The sequence below is a fragment of the Prosthecochloris marina genome, from assembly GCF_003182595.1.
Lineage (GTDB): Bacteria > Bacteroidota > Chlorobiia > Chlorobiales > Chlorobiaceae > Prosthecochloris > Prosthecochloris marina.
The window spans coordinates 370214-387984 of the sequence record NZ_PDNZ01000003.1 but is presented as its reverse complement, the minus strand read 5'-3'; the positions used below and the strand labels follow the sequence as shown (position 1 = coordinate 387984).

The 17771-nt window shown below is 49.8% G+C and carries 16 protein-coding genes; 11 read left to right on the top strand and 5 right to left on the bottom strand.

Translation table 11 applies throughout. The annotated features are described in order from the left end of the window. The first annotated feature begins 172 nt into the window (after positions 1-172). Both CR164_RS06105 and CR164_RS06100 read left to right on the top strand, forming a co-directional pair. Entirely contained in the window at positions 173-1909 is a 1737-nt protein-coding gene (locus CR164_RS06105) for an N-acetylmuramoyl-L-alanine amidase family protein (RefSeq protein WP_239994478.1), read from the top strand. A gap of 203 nt (positions 1910-2112) precedes the next feature. Then, a complete protein-coding gene (locus CR164_RS06100) occupies positions 2113-3174 on the top strand; it encodes a methyltransferase family protein (RefSeq protein WP_161953490.1) in 1062 nt (353 codons plus the stop codon). Between the two features lie 113 nt (positions 3175-3287). Here CR164_RS06100 and CR164_RS06095 read toward each other — a convergent pair whose 3' ends face one another. Further along, the gene (locus CR164_RS06095; protein ID WP_110023030.1) at positions 3288-4217 is read right to left on the bottom strand and encodes a homocysteine S-methyltransferase family protein; all 930 of its coding nucleotides are present in this window, start codon (positions 4215-4217) and stop codon (positions 3288-3290) included. A 207-nt stretch (positions 4218-4424) separates the two neighbouring features. Between CR164_RS06095 and CR164_RS06090 the strand changes: the two genes are divergently transcribed. The 8 genes from CR164_RS06090 to CR164_RS06055 all read left to right on the top strand — a co-directional run bounded on the left by CR164_RS06090 (position 4425) and on the right by CR164_RS06055 (position 12978). Continuing rightward, a complete protein-coding gene (locus CR164_RS06090; RefSeq protein WP_110023066.1) occupies positions 4425-5411 on the top strand; it encodes a biotin--[acetyl-CoA-carboxylase] ligase in 987 nt (328 codons plus the stop codon). A gap of 11 nt (positions 5412-5422) precedes the next feature. Continuing rightward, positions 5423-6442, top strand: a complete 1020-nt coding sequence (gene bioB, locus CR164_RS06085) for a biotin synthase BioB (protein ID WP_110023029.1) — start codon at positions 5423-5425, stop codon at positions 6440-6442. 14 nt (positions 6443-6456) lie between these two features. Then, the gene (locus CR164_RS06080; protein WP_239994477.1) at positions 6457-7614 is read left to right on the top strand and encodes an aminotransferase class I/II-fold pyridoxal phosphate-dependent enzyme; all 1158 of its coding nucleotides are present in this window, start codon (positions 6457-6459) and stop codon (positions 7612-7614) included. Between the two features lie 44 nt (positions 7615-7658). Further along, positions 7659-8351 carry a DUF452 family protein gene (locus CR164_RS06075; protein ID WP_110023027.1) on the top strand — a complete coding sequence of 231 codons (693 nt, stop codon included), beginning with the start codon at positions 7659-7661 and terminating at the stop codon, positions 8349-8351. After that, the gene (gene bioC, locus CR164_RS06070; protein WP_110023026.1) at positions 8336-9112 is read left to right on the top strand and encodes a malonyl-ACP O-methyltransferase BioC; all 777 of its coding nucleotides are present in this window, start codon (positions 8336-8338) and stop codon (positions 9110-9112) included. Before CR164_RS06075 ends, bioC begins: the two co-directional genes overlap by 16 nt. 101 nt (positions 9113-9213) lie before the next feature. Beyond that, entirely contained in the window at positions 9214-9909 is a 696-nt protein-coding gene (bioD, locus tag CR164_RS06065; RefSeq protein ID WP_110023025.1) for a dethiobiotin synthase, read from the top strand. Next, positions 9899-11182, top strand: coding sequence for an adenosylmethionine--8-amino-7-oxononanoate transaminase (gene bioA, locus CR164_RS06060; RefSeq protein WP_110023024.1), 1284 nt, complete (start codon positions 9899-9901; stop codon positions 11180-11182). Before bioD ends, bioA begins: the two co-directional genes overlap by 11 nt. A 101-nt stretch (positions 11183-11283) precedes the next feature. Beyond that, entirely contained in the window at positions 11284-12978 is a 1695-nt protein-coding gene (locus CR164_RS06055; RefSeq protein ID WP_110023023.1) for an AMP-binding protein, read from the top strand. A gap of 311 nt (positions 12979-13289) precedes the next feature. On the opposite strand, the gene CR164_RS06045 is transcribed toward CR164_RS06055, so the two are convergent. Beyond that, a complete protein-coding gene (locus CR164_RS06045) occupies positions 13290-13808 on the bottom strand; it encodes a jacalin-like lectin (RefSeq protein WP_161953489.1) in 519 nt (172 codons plus the stop codon). Between the two features lie 119 nt (positions 13809-13927). Between CR164_RS06045 and CR164_RS06040 the strand changes: the two genes are divergently transcribed. After that, positions 13928-15187: a class I SAM-dependent methyltransferase gene (locus tag CR164_RS06040; protein ID WP_110023020.1), complete on the top strand. Its 1260-nt coding sequence runs from the start codon at positions 13928-13930 to the stop codon at positions 15185-15187. Here the strand turns inward: CR164_RS06040 and CR164_RS06035 are convergent. From CR164_RS06035 to CR164_RS06025, 3 genes are all read right to left on the bottom strand, one after another. After that, complete coding sequence (locus CR164_RS06035) at positions 15184-16131, bottom strand: Ppx/GppA phosphatase family protein (RefSeq protein WP_110023019.1); 948 nt, start codon at positions 16129-16131, stop codon at positions 15184-15186. The genes CR164_RS06040 and CR164_RS06035 overlap by 4 nt on opposite strands. A 17-nt stretch (positions 16132-16148) precedes the next feature. Beyond that, positions 16149-17012, bottom strand: coding sequence for a 50S ribosomal protein L11 methyltransferase (gene prmA / locus CR164_RS06030; RefSeq protein ID WP_110023018.1), 864 nt, complete (start codon positions 17010-17012; stop codon positions 16149-16151). Positions 17013-17117: 105 nt separating this feature from the next. Further along, positions 17118-17705 (bottom strand): C40 family peptidase, encoded by a 588-nt coding sequence (locus tag CR164_RS06025; protein WP_110023017.1) that lies wholly within the window; start codon positions 17703-17705, stop codon positions 17118-17120. Positions 17706-17771 lie beyond the last annotated feature (66 nt).

Sequence of the window (17771 nt, the reverse complement as noted above, 5' to 3'; positions counted from 1 at the left end):
AATCAGCTTTCCATTAAATTCCAGGGAAGAGTACCTTTATGAAGAATGGCTGTTTACACAGTTTTCTGAACAGACCCCACTGTCGACTTCGCAGGTTCCCCGTGGCTGGCATGGAAATTTTTAGTATAATTTCCTAACCAACTTGTCTCGTTAAGAATAAAATGCAGTTTCCGTGAGTGAATGTGCCGGCCGTCTCAGATACCATGCTTTATTTGTTCTGCTGCTTATCATTGCCATGCCTGGCAAGTTATTCGCCGTGTCGCTGGACAACGCCAAACCTGAACAGCTTGCCCTGCATGCTGTAAAAGGCTTTCAACAGGGGTATACCTTCAATGTCAGCGCTTTGCGGACAGATGCGGTGGTTTACGTAAATCTGGAGTCGATGTCCCGTGCTCTTCGACTGCTCAGCAAAAAGGATGGTAACCAGTTGAAAATTGTCCTCGAAAGAGATGGGACAACATCGGTTTGCCGTTTTATCGAAGGCAGTAACTTTGTGGGTATTGTACCGGAAAAATCAAGTGTGGGCGAGCGAGTCGTACATATGCGCTCCGCTCCTGTTCTCAAAAACGGGGCTCTCTGGTTGCGAGCTGTTGATGCGGTACGCTTTTTTTCCATCTGGTTGGACCGGCAGGTTGTCTATGACCGTAACAAGGGCGTGATCGACGCTTTTTTATGGAGCGCGGAGCCTGGGTCGGGAAAGAGCCGGATCGGGATTGTCAGGGATCAGGATCGCTATATCAGTGCAGGAGGCCCTTCGCCGCAATACAAAGGGCCGACGACCATAACCGGCATGAGGGTCGATGAACTCGCAAACGGGGTGGTTATCCGTTTAAAGGCGTCGGGAGCGAAAACCGCGGCTTCGTTCATAAAGCCTGATAAAGCAGGGAACGCATCACTGACTTTTGAAACTGCCAAGGGGAACCCGGCCGACATATTCAGGACGTTCAGCCAGGGACTCATAAAGGAAATCCGGGCGATCCCGCTGGGAAAAGGCGCCATGCAGATCAATATTGCCTTGAATACCGAATTTTTCAATGTTAAATCCAGCGAGTATCAGTGGGATCCAAGGACAAATACCTATGTGATTTCTGTTATGAGCGATATCGATGTTCAGGCGGTCTATCAGGCAGAAAAAGAAAAGCGTATCAAACAGGAGCTTGCAAAGGATTTGCAGAAATGGAAGTTCGATACCATAGTGCTCGATGCCGGACATGGCGGAAAAGATCCTGGTGCTATTGGGCTGGCAGGAACCCGAGAGAAAGATATCGTGCTGAAACTGGTCCACTATCTCGGTGCAATTATTAAAAAAGAGTGGCCCGAGATCAAGGTTGTTTACACGCGAAGTGACGACAGGTTCATACCGCTCAAGCAAAGGGGGAAAATCGCGAACCGAAACGACGGCAAGCTTTTTGTCAGTATTCATTGTAACGCAGCTAAAAATAGATCTGCGAAGGGGGCTGAGGTTTACATCCTCGGTCCTCACAAAAATCAGGCAGCTCTCAGGGTCGCCATGCTTGAAAATGCTGCCATAAAGCAGGAAGAAGACTACCAGAAGAAATACAAGGGATTCAGTGAAGAACACATGATTATGAGCAGTCTCGCGCAGAATGCTTTTACCCTTCAGTCCAAGGAGGCTGCGAGGCATGTGCTCGAGGGAATGGAAAAAAAAACAAAGATAAACGGCAGGGGGGTTCGCCAGGCGGGTTTCATGGTTCTCTGGACTCCTTCAATGCCGAGCCTGCTGGTCGAAGCGGGGTACCTCTCGAATCGTGAAGAAGAAAAAATGCTCCGCCGCCCCGATGTGCAGAAAAACATTGCGAGAGGGATTTTCAACGGATTGAAGCGCTATCGCGCAAGTTATGAAAAACAGCGGCTCGTCTCGGGTGCCGGTGCGCAGTCGAAAGGGTGAGCGCTCACTGCTTTTTCCATAACATTTCTCTTTTTTCTCCATCAGCATGACGTTCATTTTTAATTGTTCGGTGCTTATTTTTAATTTTGACTAATTAAAAATAATTGCCATGTTGTGCTGTTTAACATAGTTTTCGTTAGGGTTTTCTGCTGAAAGGAATGCTTTTAGAACAAGCTCGATATAAACTTACAATCGGTGTTACTATGGATACGTTTATGGATGCGTTTTGCCCAACAGCGTCACAGGTGCGGGCACCTTATAGCCAGCTGAACAATCTTCTCTATAAAAGTTATCTCCCTTTGATAATAAATAGCGCTGCCGAAATTGGTTTGTTCGATGTGCTGTCGGCAGGCACCTCTTTGCTGGAAAAGCTGGCTGAGGAGCTGAATGCGAATGTCCATGTGCTCGATGCGCTTCTGGATGTACTCGAGGCTGTCGGTCTTGTTGCGGTGCAGGATGGCTGCTACACACTGACTTCGATGTCGGGGACTTATCTTGTCAGCAGTTCGAAGGTCAATCAATTACGAGCTCTTCGAGGGTTTTCCGGTAGCCGCGGGCCGTTCGACAATCTCGTAGAGGCGTTGAGACACGATCACGTCAAGACGTTCAACAACAGGATCTGGGCGTCGGAAGAGGCTGCCTTGTCCATGGAGCAGGTATCGAAAGCCGGGATGATACAGGAGGTTGTCTCCTTCATGAAAAGCATTCCCGGTTTCAGTGGTGCCAGGAGGATGTGCGATATTGCAGGAAGCATCGGTTACTATTCCCTCGCCATGCTTCGTGAAAACGATGGTTTACAGGCTCATGTCTACGATCTTCCGGAGGTGTGTGCTATAGCGAGAAAGGTGAAACGAGATGATGAGCATTTTGAACGGGTGACCTTTCATGATTTCGATATTACCGGGTCCAGCTGGGTGGACGACGGTTTCGATCTTTTCTTCTGTTCTCATTTTCTCTATGAGTTCGGTGCAAAGGGAACTCTTGTGGATTTTCTGAAAAAGGTCAACGCCTCGCTCAAACCGGGAGGTTATTTCGTCTCCAGCCATATCTCGTCATATACTACAGAGGAGAACCGCTTGACGTTCGCCATGGTGGAGTTGATGACCAGGGCCATGGGGTACCCGACGCACACTCTTCCGAAAGAGACCCTGAAAGAAGCTCTGGGCAAAGCGGGATTCGGGGATTTTACCATACAGGAACCCAACGAGGACCTTGCATTCGCAACGATGTTGCTTTCGGCGAGGAAGTTGCAGGAAATCCTGTGAGGGCTGTCGTCATCACCGTCGCTGTTTGAACCGAAGCTGTTAATGGAAGGGTTCATGCATCCTTCGGCTGACAAAACAATGATGGTGACGGACTGATTATGGGCCCTGTATGCTCAAGGCGGGGATAAAGCGTTTATCTTCCGAACAATGTATTCGAGATGCTCGTGGTTTGTACCGCAGCATCCCCCCAATATTTTTATGCCATACCGTTTATTCAAACTTACCATCAGGTCTCCCCACTCGGATACAGGATTGGTTCGAAGTGTTTTCGCACCGTCCAGCTCGCAGTGATCGAAAGACGAGGCATTAGCCTGGTAGCCGATGATGCGGGAAAGAACCGATTGAGAAAGGGTGTCCGCTTCGAGAAACGATGGGTAAGCACAATTGATCATGTAACCGAGGGGCGGCCTGTTACAGGCTGCATCGATGCTTTGAACCGCCAGTTCCAGGCTGGTGCCGTCAAGAAGAGTGCTTTGCCGGTTGATAACGAAACTGATGATAAAGGGAAGCCGGGTCTCAGACATGGCCATGGCGATGCCCGTCGCTTCTGGCAGTGCGGGTAAGGTTGCGCCTAAAAGTAAATCCGTGCCCGCATCGCTGAGCTTATCGATTTGCCAGGAATGGAATAACCGTGCTTCGTTTGTCGAAAGACCTTTTTCAGGGATGTAGGCATCGTTTTTACAGCCGACCAGACCCCCGATGAAAATGTTTGAAGACCATGTTCCCCAGGTCGCTCTGATATCCTCGAGAAATCTTACGGCGTCGGTATTGACGTTGTGGGTTATACAGGACTTCGACAGCCGTTCCTCGTTTGCCCGCCATGTTGGAGTGCTGACGATCATGGGAACATCGTGGTTCCTGGCAATTTCGAGGTAACGCCGGAAAAGCGCTCGTAACGCCTCCTTGCCCGATGTGTCGTAAATCAAGAGAGCATTTTCAAGGTAAGGGTGCAGCGTTACCTGTCCTGATCGTCGTAGTGATTCGATGATGGATGCTTCAGTGAGGATTATGTCATGGCGCTGAAGTGCCTGCTGAATATTCATGCGGTGTGGTGGTTGTCATTCTCTGTGTCTGTGGACGTTGCTTTTTCCTCTTCAGGAAATTAGAAAATCAATAGTTTTTTTAACTCCATTACCACAGTGTTTGGTTTTTTTGTTTGCTTGCAAACTTGTCAACTTGATCGTAAATTCCGGTTGACAATGGCGGGCGTCCCTCGCGGCGCTTTTTTACTTGAATACGCTGACGAATTCATGAACCAGCTGACCTTGCAAATTCTCAATAGGCTCAGGGCATCGAACGGTTTTTTGTCGGGTGGTGAGTTGTGCCGTGAATATGGTATGACCCGAAGTGCTGTGTGGAAGCATATTTCACAGTTGCGTGAAAACGGTTACACCATCGAGGCGGTTTCCGGCAAGGGGTATCGGTTGAACGGCAGTCCCGATCTTCCGGTTTCACAAGAAATTGAACCTCTGCTTCGAACAGAAAGATTCGGCAGGAATCTCGTATTTCACGAAGAGGTGGATTCGACAAACGTTCAGGCTAAAATCCTGGCTCGTCAGGGAGCGCCTGAGGGGAGCGTTTTCGTTGCGGATTGTCAGACCGGCGGTCGTGGTAGAATGGGCAGAGTTTGGGTTTCTCCTCCGGGAGCGAATCTTTATTTCTCGGTTGTTCTCCGTCCTTCGGTTCCTCCGGTGAGGCTTTCACAAATTCCTCTCCTTGCTGCTGCTGCAATCCATCGGGCTTTTGGGACATCGGTAGAAGGGGTTTCGTCAATGATCAAATGGCCAAATGATATACTGATAAGCGGGCGGAAGGTCTGTGGTATTCTCTGTGAAATGGAGACAGAACCCGATATGACGCATTTCGTGATTGTCGGGATAGGGATCAATGTCAATCTTCAGGATATTCCGGGAGAAATAGAGGCCGTTGCAACCTCTCTCTTCCTCGAGTCGGGTTATGAGCATTCCCGGTCCGATATCCTTTCGTCCATACTCAACCATTTCGAGCCGCTTTATGAGGAGTGGCAGGAAGCGGAGGATCTGCGTGATTTTTTACCCTATCTGGAACGGTATGCGTGGCTGAAAAACCGGGACGTCGAGGTAGAACACTATAAGAATACCCTTTCAGGGCGAGTTCAGGGAATGAGCAGAACGGGTGAACTGCTGCTCGAGGAAAAGGATGGGACCGTTATTGCAGTTTCTTCAGGTGAAGCCCGCTTGTGTAAAGGATCATTATAAACGTTCGAGAGATGAGGGCGCCTATACACGAATCCATACTCAAAGCTTACAGTGTTCTGGAGACCGGTGAGCCGCTTCCGTTTGACGTTGCCATTGAGCTTGCATGTCTTGCAGGAGAAGATGTTCCAGATCTTTTGTCACTGGCAAACAAGGTAAAGAACCGTCATGCTATGCTGACGGATGGTTGTTTGCATAGCTGTTCCATCATCAATGCAAAATCCGGTGTTTGTGCCGAAAACTGCCGCTTTTGTGCACAATCATTGCACAACAGTGCGGACGTGGAGCAATATCCATTGCTTGATGCCACGCATATTCTGGAATCTGCCGGTAACGTTTATAAGGAAGGCGTCAGGTTTTTCGGGATCGTTACCAGCGGCTACGGCTACAGAACGGTCAACCCGGAGTTTCTGAAGATTGTCGATAGTATCGATCAGCTGCAGCAGGAGTATCCCGGGCTACATGTTTGTGCGTCTCTCGGAGTTCTCGGTGAAGAACCTGTCCGTGTGCTCGCGGAGCATAATGTTGCACACTACAATATCAATATCCAGGTTGCTCCTGATCGTTACGATGATCTCATTGCCACCACTCATTCTCTGGATGAGCGTCTTGAAACCGTGCGACTGCTCCGAAAGTATGGCGTATCGGTGTGCTGTGGCGGGATACTGGGGGTTGGTGAAACAATGCGTGAGCGTCTTGACTTTATCTATGCTCTGCAAGAGCTTGATATTGCGGTTATTCCGCTCAACGTGCTCGTACCGATAGACGGGACTCCTCTACAGGGTGTCGAGACTCCGGCAGTTACCGATATTGTTACAACGTTCGCGCTATGCAGGCTTGCTCATCCCCGAAAAATCATCAAGTTTGCAGCCGGGCGTGAGACGGTGATGAAAGATTTCCAGGGTCTGTTGATGCTTGCAGGGGCGAACGGATTGCTTACCGGAGGATACCTGACAACGAGGGGACGAAGGGTCGAGGATGACAGGACGCTCACGCAGCAGCTTTCAGGTTTCATGGGGAGTACGGATTCATGAGCCTGAAAGAGCATATGCAAAAAGAGCTTGAAATGCTCAGGGGGCGACAGTGTTTCAGAATGTTTCCCGAAACAGGGGAACGCCGGGGAGCATCCATCGAATCAGGAGGACGGAGTGCCCTGAACCTTTCCTCGAACGATTACCTCGGTATTGGTGATGACGGGAAGCTTCGGCGAGAGTACCTTCTTTCGTTCGATCCGCTGAACAATGACGACCGGTTCGGCCTGGCCAGTTCATCCTCACGTCTGCTCACAGGGAACCACCGGCTCTACGAAGAGCTGGAAGAGTATCTTGCGGCCTGGTACGGCAGATCAGCCGCACTGGTGTTCAACAGCGGTTATCATGCAAATATCGGTATACTTCCCGCTTTGACGACGCGGCATGATCTGATCCTCAGTGATAAACTGAACCATGCCAGCATCATCGACGGATGCAGGATCGCTGATGCGGATTTCAAACGATTCCGTCACCTTGATTACGATCATCTCGAAATGTTGCTTGATCAGGGCCGTGAAAAATACCGCCAGTTGTTTATCGTCAGCGAATCGGTTTTCAGCATGGACGGTGATCTGGCCGACCTGAAAAAGCTTTGTGAACTCCGTGAACGGTATGATGCCTTCCTGATTGTCGACGAAGCACACGGTGTCGGGACATTTGGTGAGACGGGGCAGGGGTTGTGCGAAATATCGGGGCTCACCGGTTCCATCGACATCATTGTTGGGACATTCGGCAAGGCGTTTGCTTCTACCGGTGCCTACGGTATCATGGACGGTGTGGTCCGTGATTACCTTATCAATACCATGCGTCCCCTGATTTTTACCACAGCCCTCCCACCGGTGGTTCTCGGGTGGAGTAAAATGGTGCTGGAACATCAACGAACGAAGGTTGCAGAGCGAAGTCATTTGCATTTTCTTGGCGTACGGTTACGTGATGCATTGAAAGAAAAAGGAATGCGCACCGCCGGTGAAAGTCAGATTGTGCCGGTTATCGTGGGTTCGAACAGCAGTGCTGTTCGAACGGCGTCGGCGTTGCGTGACGCAGGAATTCTCGCGCTGCCGGTTCGTCCTCCAACGGTACCTGAGAATACTGCGAGAATACGGTTTTCTCTCCGGGCGGACATCGGATGGGAGGGTGTATCCGGTATTCCGGAGATATTGCATGCCGTACGTTGATCATTTTATAAAAAACGGTTACACGCTACCTGCCACTGAACGATATGATTACTCATTGGATACAAAGAAAAGGATATAGCCGGCTCCTGATTTTTTTCAACGGATGGGGGATGGACAGCCGGATTGCCGATTATCTCCAGTCCAATACTTCCGGGTTCGACAGTGATATTTTGCTTTGCTATGATTATCGTTCGACAGTTCTGCCTGCAGATGTGCTCGGTACGGTTGCCGGGTATGATGAACGGATGGTTGTGGCATGGTCCCTCGGGGTGTGGGCGGCATCCCGGGCGGGATTACACGGGATTGACCGGGCATTGGCGATAAACGGCACCGTGAATCCGGTAAGCAGCGATGAAGGAATTCCGCCCGATATTTTTCGGGCAACGCTCGATAACTATGATGAAGGGAACAGAAAACGGTTCATGAGGCGGATGTGCGGTGGTAAAGCCTCTTTGTTCGAACGGTTTCTCGATATTGCTCCTCTACGTACTGCTTCCGATCAAAGAGAGGAGCTCGCGTTGATTCTGCAGAGCGTCGAGAAGAATGTTGAAGAAGGGGGCGTACCATCATGGAGCTATACGGAGGCGTTGATCGGCGGGCGTGATATGATTTTTCCACCGGTAGCCCAGGCATTTGCGTGGCGTGGGATAAAGCATACGGTGGTGGACGAAATGGCCCACTTTCCGTTCTTCGATTTCAGCAACTGGCAAAGGGTGTGTACATGCATGGAGCGGTGAACAAAGAGCTTGTCAGGCAGCGGTTTGCCAGACGCCTGAAAGAGTATCGCCGACATGCGATCATTCAGGAAAGCATGGCATGCGAGTTGGCCGAATTGATTTGTGGCAATAAAAAACCACCGCTGTTCGGGCGTGTTCTGGAGATAGGTTCGGGTTCAGGAGCGTTTACCGAAGCATTGCTCAGTCGTTGTGATGCAATGCGTTATGTGGCAAACGATCTGGTAGGCGAAAGCCGTGAGCTGGTCCGCAGGATCGTTTTGAATCATGGTGTACGGGAGTTCTCTTTCATAGCGGCGGATATCGAGGAGTGTGAACGTCTACCCGATACCGTCGATCTTGCAGCATCGAACGCAACCGTTCAGTGGCTTACAGATATGCCCTCATTTTTCTTGAGAATGTCCGAGATTATCAGGCCGGATGGGCTTCTTGCGTTCAGTACTTTCGGGCGAAGAAACATGCTCGAGGTCAGTTCGCTTGAGGCGCATACGCTCAGCTACCATTCTCTTGCCGAGCAGGAAAAAATGGCCCGGCCCTGGTTCAGGCCATTGGTTCTGCATGAAGATGTGCGCAAGCTCGATTTCAGGAGCCCTGAAGAGGTGCTACGTCACATAAGCCGTACTGGGGTTAATGGTCTTGCCCGTGAGAGATGGACGAAAACACGTCACCGCAGCTTTGTCGAGCGTTACCGTTCGTCGTTTCCTTCGGGATCCGGAGTACATCTTACCTATCATCCGTTGTTTTGTGTTTTTCGGAGAAAATGAGCGTGACGTCAATATTTACAATGGAAGAACGTGCTTTTCGGCTACACGTAGGCTTTTTACATAACCGTTGAGTAACTCAACGATTCAACCGACAAAAACAGGTGCCTGGCAAAGTCATTGCAATAACGGGGATTGATACCGGTGTGGGTAAAACGGCTGCAACCGGTCTTCTTGCGCGTACTCTTCGTGAACGAGGTAGAAACGTCATAACGCAAAAACCAGTCGAGACAGGTGGTGAAGGCGTTTCATCTGATATTTTCAGACATCGTGAAATCATGGGGATTGATTTGTGCGAAGCCGATCTTGACGGAACAACATGTTCTTATCTGTTTCGGTATCCGGCGTCTCCTCACCTTTCAGCGGCAATGGAAAAACAGGTGATCGATGTGTCGGTGATAGATGATGCGACACGTCGGCTGCAGGCAAGATACGATATTGTTTTACTGGAGGGTGCAGGGGGGTTGCTAGTGCCGTTGAACGAGGCATTGCTGTTTGCCGATTTTCTTCAGGAGCGATCATACCCTCTCATACTTGTTACGTCATCCCGGCTTGGCAGCATCAATCATACCTTGCTTTCAATCGAAGCTTGCAGGAAAAGAGGATTGCGGCTTTGCGGGCTGATTTACAATCATGCCGGTGGCAGCGACGGTGTTATTGCCAGTGATACACTTGAGGTGCTTCGAAGCTTTCTTGAAAAGTACGGTTATTCCTGCCCGGTTGTTGAACTGCCGGACATGGAAATGAGTGGCTGGAAACTTATGAACATGGATCTATTGAAGGTGTTCGATGAATCTTGATTTCGACAGGGAGCACATCTGGCATCCCTATACGTCGATGCGCGATCCTCTTCCGGTGTATCCTGTGAAGGGGGCGTCGGGGACCTACATTGAACTGGAGACCGGGGTGCGTCTTATCGATGGGATGTCCTCCTGGTGGGCTGCCATTCACGGTTACAATCACCCGGTGCTGAACAAGGCGGTGGAACGACAACTGCAGAACATGAGTCATGTGATGTTCGGAGGATTTACCCATGCACCGGCGCTACAGCTTGCAGAACGGCTTGTCGGCATGACCCCCGATTCCCTGCAGAAAGTGTTTTTCAGTGATTCCGGATCGGTTGCCGTCGAGGTTGCAATAAAGATGGCGCTGCAATACCATCAGGCTGCGGGCCGACCGGAAAAACATCGTCTTTTAACGGTCAGGTCAGGGTATCACGGCGATACCTTTGCTGCAATGTCTGTCTGTGATCCGGTTACCGGTATGCACGGCCTTTTCAGCCGGGTGCTTCCCGAGCAGATTTTTGCCGAAGCACCCATGTGCGGATTTCATGAATTCTGCAGTGACGACTGTATCGAGGATGTAAGGCAGAAGTTCGAAAAGCACCATCGAGAGATTGCGGCGGTGATTCTCGAGCCGGTCGTGCAGGGGGCGGGGGGCATGAGATTCTACTCGCCCGACTATCTCCGCAAGTTACGAAAGCTCTGTGAACTCTATGGTGTGCTTCTGATCTTCGATGAAATAGCCACTGGTTTTGCAAGGACAGGTAAAATGTTCGCCCTTGAACATGCCGGAGTTGTTCCTGACATTCTTTGTTTGGGTAAAGCGCTTACCGGGGGGTATATGACTCTTGCTGCAACGCTCGCAACCGATAACGTTGCGTCGGTGATCTCCGGGGCTGATCCAGGAGTGTTTATGCATGGTCCGACGTTCATGGCGAACCCGCTGGCGTGCTCCGTCGCGGTGGCAAGCATCGATCTGCTTTCCAGTATGGAATGGGAACACAAGATTCGGAATATCGAAAAAAGGCTTGCCGCCGGTCTGCAACCATGTAGTAAACTTTGTGGGGTTGTCGACGTTCGTGTTCTCGGAGCGATCGGCGTCGTCGAACTTGAACGGCCTGTCGATATGGCGGCTGTTCAGAAGCTTTTTGTTGAGAGAGGGGTCTGGGTGCGTCCTTTTGGAAAACTGGTCTACCTCATGCCTCCCTATATCGTCTCCGACCAGGAACTGAACACCCTGACCGGTGCAGTGTGTGATGTGGTTGCGCAAACCCTGTTCAAAAACGGATGATATCTTTCTTTGAAAAGTAAGAAAGTTATTGTTTTTTCTTACCTTACAATATAGTAGCATAGCCACGAGGTATTCCCCCACTTTTCTTTGTACCTACAACAATGGCTGTTCAATCATGGTGTGATCATTATGACAAGGGCGTTCCACATTCGCTCAGGCCGTATCCTGTGCGAACTCTTGTGGATATAGTCGGAAAAACCGCCAGGGAGATTCCCGAAAGTCCGGCACTTTTTTTCAAGGGCTCGAAGCTGAACTATTGTGACCTGGAGAGGCAGAGCGATGCCTTTGCGTTCGCGCTTGCGGAGGCAGGGGTGCGAAAAGGCGACAGCATTGCGCTGCTTATGCCGAATGTGCCTCAGATGATTGTTTCTGAGCTCGGGATATGGAAGGCAGGAGCTGTGGTCGTTCCGCTGAATCCCCTCTATACAGGTCATGAACTGGAGTTTGCGTTGAATGAATGCGGGGCTGAAATCGCTGTCGTGCTTGCACTGTTTTACGGGAAAGTGAAGGCTATTCAGTCGAAGACCATGCTTCGTCGGATTATCGCAACCGGCATCAAGGAGTATTTGCCACCGGTAAAAAAATTATTGTTCACCCTTCTGAGAGAAAAAAAGGAAGGGCATGGAGTTCGTGTGGAATCGCCTGACTTGCTTTTTTCCGAGATGATTCGGCGAAATCTGGGAAAAAAACCTCGGCAACCTTCTCCTTTGCCTGGCGATACGGCTCTTTTTCTCTTTTCCGGAGGAACGACCGGAAAGCCTAAATGTGCTGTGAGTACCCATGATTCTCTTGTGATGACCGGTATGCAGATATCGGCATGGTTCGACAACGCTCTGGTAAAAGGCAAGGATATTTTCATCCTCAATATGCCGCTCTCTCATGCATATGCCCAGGTAGGTGTCATGGCGACAGGGTTTGTCGGGCGGCATCCGATGGCTTTGCTCGCTGATCCAAGGAATATGGATGATCTTTTCGATACGATCAGGAGTCTGAAACCGGCATTGCTTCCCGGAGTTCCTACTTTTTTCAATGCCATGCTCCGTCATTCAGCGGTTTTGGCTGAAAAAAGCATGTTTGGCTGCCTGAAAGTGTGTGTTTCAAGTGCAGGGCCCCTTGCCCCAGGCATCAGGGAAAGGGTTGAGCAGCTGACAGGCGGACAATTTATCAATGCGTACAGCCTTACGGAAGCAACTGTCGCAACGGTGCTGGAACCGGTTTTCGGACTTAAAAAAGACGGGGCGACAGGTATTCCCGCTTCTGACGTTGTCGTTAAAATTCTCGATGATCAGGATGAAAAAACAGAGTTGCCGGTTGGCGAGACTGGAGAAGTCGTGATTTGTGCGCCACAACTCATGAAAGGTTACTGGCGTCGTCCGGAAGAGACAGCGGCAGTGCTTCGTAATGGCTGGTTATACACGGGAGATATAGGCTATCTCGATAACGAGGGGTATCTCTATATTGTCGATCGCAAAAAAGATGTGATAAAACCGGGTGGATTTCAGGTTTGGCCGAGCGAAGTCGAGCGGGTTATCTGTAGTCATCCCAGTGTTCTGGATGCCGGTGTAAGCGGTGTGTTTGATGACTACAAGGGCGAAGCTGTCAAGGCATGGGTTGTTCTGAGAGACGGGCGGCAGGTAACAAAAGAAGAGTTGAGAGAATGGTGCCGTAAGGAGCTTGCTGTTTTCAAGGTGCCGAAAGCCGTGGTATTTGTCGATGAGTTGCCAAAATCACCAATCGGCAAACTTCTGCGTCGCGAGTTGCATTCGATCGATGAGATGGCTTCTGAAACGTCTTGATATCAAGCCTTTACGGCAGTGATAAAAGCCGTACGCCAAAGGAAGAGTACTGCAGCTCCACTCTTCAAAGTCATGTTGCACTGTGAAGTAGATGCTCGGGTTTCAGGGGGATCAACTCTCTCAAAAAGTCATGCCGGACTTGATCCGGCATCCACAGACAAAGGCAGGAAAACCTATGGATCCCCGGGTCGCGCTCTGCTTGCCCGAGGATGACAAGAAAGGAGATATCAAACTGCCCTGTGAAATAGCTGTTTTTGATTTCACGGATAGAGCCCGAGGCTGTTCATCCCCGGGCTTGTATCGCTCTCTTGTTACTTTGTAAGGAGGATGACGCCGAGAGCGTCGATATTAGTTCCGGCACGCCCGAACAGCCCGAAAATGCTCGATCCGGGTGGCGCGCTATAGGTATACTCGACCGAACCGCCGGAGCCTCCCCAAGATTGCGTCGTACGACCATTACTGGTCCATAGTTGCATCGAATCGATGACTGTTCCGTGTTTGCCACTGATTTTGACGATTGTTTCACCGGGCTGTAACATGAACGTACTGAGTGTGCCACCATTTCCGCCATGCTTCGTGCCTTCTATTTTACCACCTTGTTTGTTTTTATAGACAAACTGTATGGCATCGATACGGCTGCCGTGCCATACACGAACCTCTGTGACAGTCAGGCCTTGGGTTTGGCTGTCGGTATATTTTTTGCCGCCGGTTCCACCAGAGGCGCCGCAAAAGGAAAAGCTTTCTGCAGAAGCTTGTTTGACCGGCAGCGCCGCGCTGACGCCGATCAACAAGACAGCCATTACGATAAAAAGAAAAGGTATTTTTTTCATGAGGGTGTTTTCTTTTTTTTGAAGGAAGCTATCAAGGGTACTGCCGTGGTACATACTTTTGGAATATATGAATTTATGGTTAAAGAAGACGTATTATTGCTGAATAATTTAAATGACTGATGACTGAGGAAGAATTACAGAAACTTTTCGACCCTGACATAAGGAGGCTGATAGATGTACACGTCGAAGAGGATCCTTCAGCTTTTGCATTGAAATATCATGGGGCCGTCAACATGCCGGTCAGGGCTGTCGCGGAACAGATCGCGTGCAGGCGCAAGGCCGCAAAAAAACTGCCGAAGCTGGTATGTTACGATCTTCTCTATACGACACTGTCCCTCGAACAGGCTTCCGGTGAAAAGACGGCACGTTACAAATCGGCCCTGGATGGAATGGCGGGAAAAAGAATGCTGGACATGACCGGAGGGCTCGGTATCGACAGCATCTTTTTCGCAGACCGGTTCGAGGAAGTTGTCTATGTCGAACGAGATGAGGTGCTTGCAACGATGGCTGTTCATAATTTCAGGGAACTCGGTATCGGTAACATCCGTGTCATTTCGGGCGATAGCGTTGAGCTGCTTGAAGCAAGCGCTGATGATAGCTTCGACTTGATATATCTCGATCCTGCAAGGCGTGAAAAAGGGAGACGTTCGGTAGCTCTTGACGCAGCGCAGCCGAATGTGGTCATGCTACACGATCTGCTGTTGCAAAAGGCGGGAAAGGTTTGCGTTAAAGCATCTCCTGCACTTGAAATCAGCTCGCTTCATGAAACGTTGCCATCGCTTTCACGGGTCATCGTCATTTCGGTCGATCGGGAGTGCAAAGAGGTTGTGCTTATCTGCGAAAGGGATAAAAAGCAGGATATTTCAGGAGTGGCTGTGGCCGCGGTATGCCTGCAGCAGGGAGTTGAAACGGTTGTTGCCGGCCAGGAGGGCGCGGCCGAGAGGAATGGCGTCACCTTCGATATCGGAGAATATTTCTATGAGCCCGACCCTGCAATCATCAAGGCCCGTCTGACAGATGTTCTGGCGCAGAAGCACCAAATGCTCTACATCAATCCCAGGGTTGATTATCTTACATCGGATAGGGAGATCGTTTCTTTTCCCGGCAGGATGTTCAGAGTCAAAGAGTTCCTTGCCTACAGTCCGAAAACATTCCGGCGTTTTCTCAAAAATGCCCGAATCGCTGCAGCGAGCATCCAGCGGCGTGATTTTCCTTTGTCACCTGAAGAGATACGGCGAAAGTTCCGCCTTGGAGAAAGCGATCAATTATTTCTTTTTTTTACCCGTAATGCTTTTCTCGGACCTGTTTGCATTTGTTGTGAAAAACTGCCGGGTAGGCGAGAGTTGCAGGGTGAAGTGTCTCGCAGCGACCGGTTTTAGAGTATATTGGAATTTTCGCCTTGAAGTTGCTGCAGTTCCTTGAGTGCCATACCGTAACGTAGTCCTTGAATACTCACTGTTATCTCCTGTACACCGAGCAACCTCATGAACTGGTGCAGGATGAGTGTTCCCATGGTTATGACATCCGCCCTGCCTTCAGGGACTCCTCTGCCGATGATTTGTTCGATGGTCAATGACTTCAGTTCTTCGAGCAATTGTCTGACCTGGTTGTAGTGGAGTGGATAATTGTGGATTTTTGCAGGGTCGAACTCTTTCTGCCCGGAAACAAGTTTTGCGATTGTTGTCAATGTGCCGGCTACTCCGAAAACATGCTCCCTGCCGGCAAAAAACGGTTCAAGGTTTCCTGTAAACATCCTGTCGATTTCCTCTTTGGCGGCATAAAATTCCGTTTCGGAAGGTGGTTGATCTGAAAACAGCCGTTCAGTGAGTCTTACCGAGCCGATATCGAGGCTGACGCTTTGATCTAAACAGGCCATATCACCCATGGATATTTCAGTGCTGCCGCCGCCGATATCGATAACGGTAAATCGTTCAGGCGCATTTTCCATGCCCGCTATCGCACCGGTGAACGTTAATGCCGCTTCCTCTTCTCCGCTCAAGGTTTTGATGACGATACCGCTTGCCATGACAACCTCGTCGATGATCTCCATGCGGTTTTTTGCATCACGAAGGGCACTTGTTCCCGCCGCGACAATGCGTTCTGCTTTATGTTCTTTGCTCAGCTCCTTGAAATCAAGCAAGCATTGGATAAGACGCTGCATCGCGACGTGATCGATAATCTTCTGTTCATCGACGTTTTTTCCGAGCCTAACGATGGTCTGGCGGTGCAGGACGGGTATTATCCTGTTGTTGACCGGGTCCAAGTCTGCAATGAGCAGCAGCGCTGTATTGGTTCCTATATCGATAAATGATGCACGTTTCATAACTTTTGCAAATGGGTTCAGGATGACGGTGCTGCAAGGCAGGAGAGCCACTCATCTTCATAAAGGGTGTCGGCAATGCGGTACTCGAGCCTTTCAAGCAGTTTTTTTAACCAGGACTCGTCGTAAGTCATAATCCCGGAAAGAAGCACCGGACAATCGGGGGCCTTGTTTTTTATTGCCGGCAGAATTCTGTCGATGACGTTACGGTTGATGTTTGCAAGTATGAGGTCATACCGTTCCTCGAGGATGGCGTCCAAGTCGTCTTCTGCGTCGAGCATGTCGACTCTGATGTTTTCCACAAGGTTTTCCTTGATGTTTTCACGAGCGTTTTCGACTGCCCAGTCATTATTGTCGACAGCACGTATCGGCCGGTTGTTGCCGAGCTTTCTGCATGCAATGGCGAGGACGCCGGTACCGGTTCCTATATCGAGAATACGCTTGTTTTCAAGATCGATGTTTTCGATCTGGCGGAGCATAAGCCGTGTGGTTGCATGATATCCGGTGCCAAAAGACATTTTTGGGTTGATTTCAATCACGGTTTGTCCGGGTTTTGGGACGCGGTCTTTGTTTTGCTGGACGATGAGGAGGCGGTCGGATATTTCGATTGGTTGAAGATGTGCTTCCCATTCGGCGTTCCAGTTTCTGTCCGCCATGTGTTTGAGGGTGAACGGTGGGACCGAGCCGAACGAAGCGGCAAGGGTTTTCATGATGTCCTGCTTTTTCTCCTCCGACCACAAAGAGTCCGGAAGATAGGCGTAAAGCTTGTTTTGTTCCTCCTGGAAATATTCGATTCCTTCGCCGGACAACAGTCCCAGGCATGGTTCAATCAGTTCAGGGGGAAGAGAGAAGGCCAGTTCTATATAATCGTGTGAAGTTGCCATAGTCTTTTACATAAGTCAACAATGTTTGGCTTGTCGCCGCTTTTTTGCGCCAATATACAGCTTAATCCGGCATAGTATAGCATGGCGATCGATCATTGTACATGTCTACTGTCGGGAGGATGCCGTAATTTCCAGCAGGCGCACGGCTTTGACGAAACGTTTCTTATAATATCTATTATCGAGGTTTCCCATAGTTACCCCCCTGCTGGATGAAGCATGTGCGAAAAGATTTCGGTCGAGGTAAATTCCGACATGGTCGATTTGGCTGCTGTTGAGCCTGAAAAAAACCAGGTCGCCCCTTTTGAGTTTTTCTGGTGATATTTTTGCCCCGATTTTTGAAAGTTGCCGGGATGTACGTGGAAGATGAGCTTTGAAGGTGTCTTTGTAGATATATTGTACGAAACCGGAGCAGTCGAATCCTCTGATCGATTCTCCTCCGTAATGATAGCCTGTGCCAAGGAGATTGCTTATGGTTTCAAGCATTTGCACAAGTTTGTCTTCATGGACTCGGATTGGCAGAGGGGTATATATTTTTGTGTTTTTTCCGCTATATTTAACGCCTTGAGATGAATAGCTGCTTGCACAGCCACATGAAAACAGCGCAGTGCATACAAGCAGGCAGCGAATCAGGTACCGTTGGTCCTTGAAGTTTTGCGGGCAGGAACTGCTTTTTCTGCATGTTTTGTTCTGCATGTATGTTATAGGTCTGTTTAACAAGGGAAACGGTTGTTGAACCGGTAATTTACAGGCAAGCATAAG

Bases quoted from the DNA above. Each gene is read 5' to 3' on its own strand.
- CR164_RS06100 (WP_161953490.1), top strand. From the start codon at position 2,113: ATGGATACGTTTATGGATGCGTTTTGCCCAACAGCGTCACAGGTGCGG.
- CR164_RS06095 (WP_110023030.1), bottom strand. From the start codon at position 4,217: ATGAATATTCAGCAGGCACTTCAGCGCCATGACATAATCCTCACTGAA.
- CR164_RS06090 (WP_110023066.1), top strand. From the start codon at position 4,425: ATGAACCAGCTGACCTTGCAAATTCTCAATAGGCTCAGGGCATCGAAC.
- bioB (WP_110023029.1), top strand. From the start codon at position 5,423: ATGAGGGCGCCTATACACGAATCCATACTCAAAGCTTACAGTGTTCTG.
- CR164_RS06080 (WP_239994477.1), top strand. From the start codon at position 6,457: ATGCAAAAAGAGCTTGAAATGCTCAGGGGGCGACAGTGTTTCAGAATG.
- CR164_RS06075 (WP_110023027.1), top strand. From the start codon at position 7,659: ATGATTACTCATTGGATACAAAGAAAAGGATATAGCCGGCTCCTGATT.
- bioC (WP_110023026.1), top strand. From the start codon at position 8,336: ATGCATGGAGCGGTGAACAAAGAGCTTGTCAGGCAGCGGTTTGCCAGA.
- bioA (WP_110023024.1), top strand. From the start codon at position 9,899: ATGAATCTTGATTTCGACAGGGAGCACATCTGGCATCCCTATACGTCG.
- CR164_RS06055 (WP_110023023.1), top strand. From the start codon at position 11,284: ATGGCTGTTCAATCATGGTGTGATCATTATGACAAGGGCGTTCCACAT.
- CR164_RS06045 (WP_161953489.1), bottom strand. From the start codon at position 13,808: ATGAAAAAAATACCTTTTCTTTTTATCGTAATGGCTGTCTTGTTGATC.
- CR164_RS06040 (WP_110023020.1), top strand. From the start codon at position 13,928: ATGACTGAGGAAGAATTACAGAAACTTTTCGACCCTGACATAAGGAGG.
- CR164_RS06035 (WP_110023019.1), bottom strand. From the start codon at position 16,131: ATGAAACGTGCATCATTTATCGATATAGGAACCAATACAGCGCTGCTG.
- prmA (WP_110023018.1), bottom strand. From the start codon at position 17,012: ATGGCAACTTCACACGATTATATAGAACTGGCCTTCTCTCTTCCCCCT.
- CR164_RS06025 (WP_110023017.1), bottom strand. From the start codon at position 17,705: ATGCAGAACAAAACATGCAGAAAAAGCAGTTCCTGCCCGCAAAACTTC.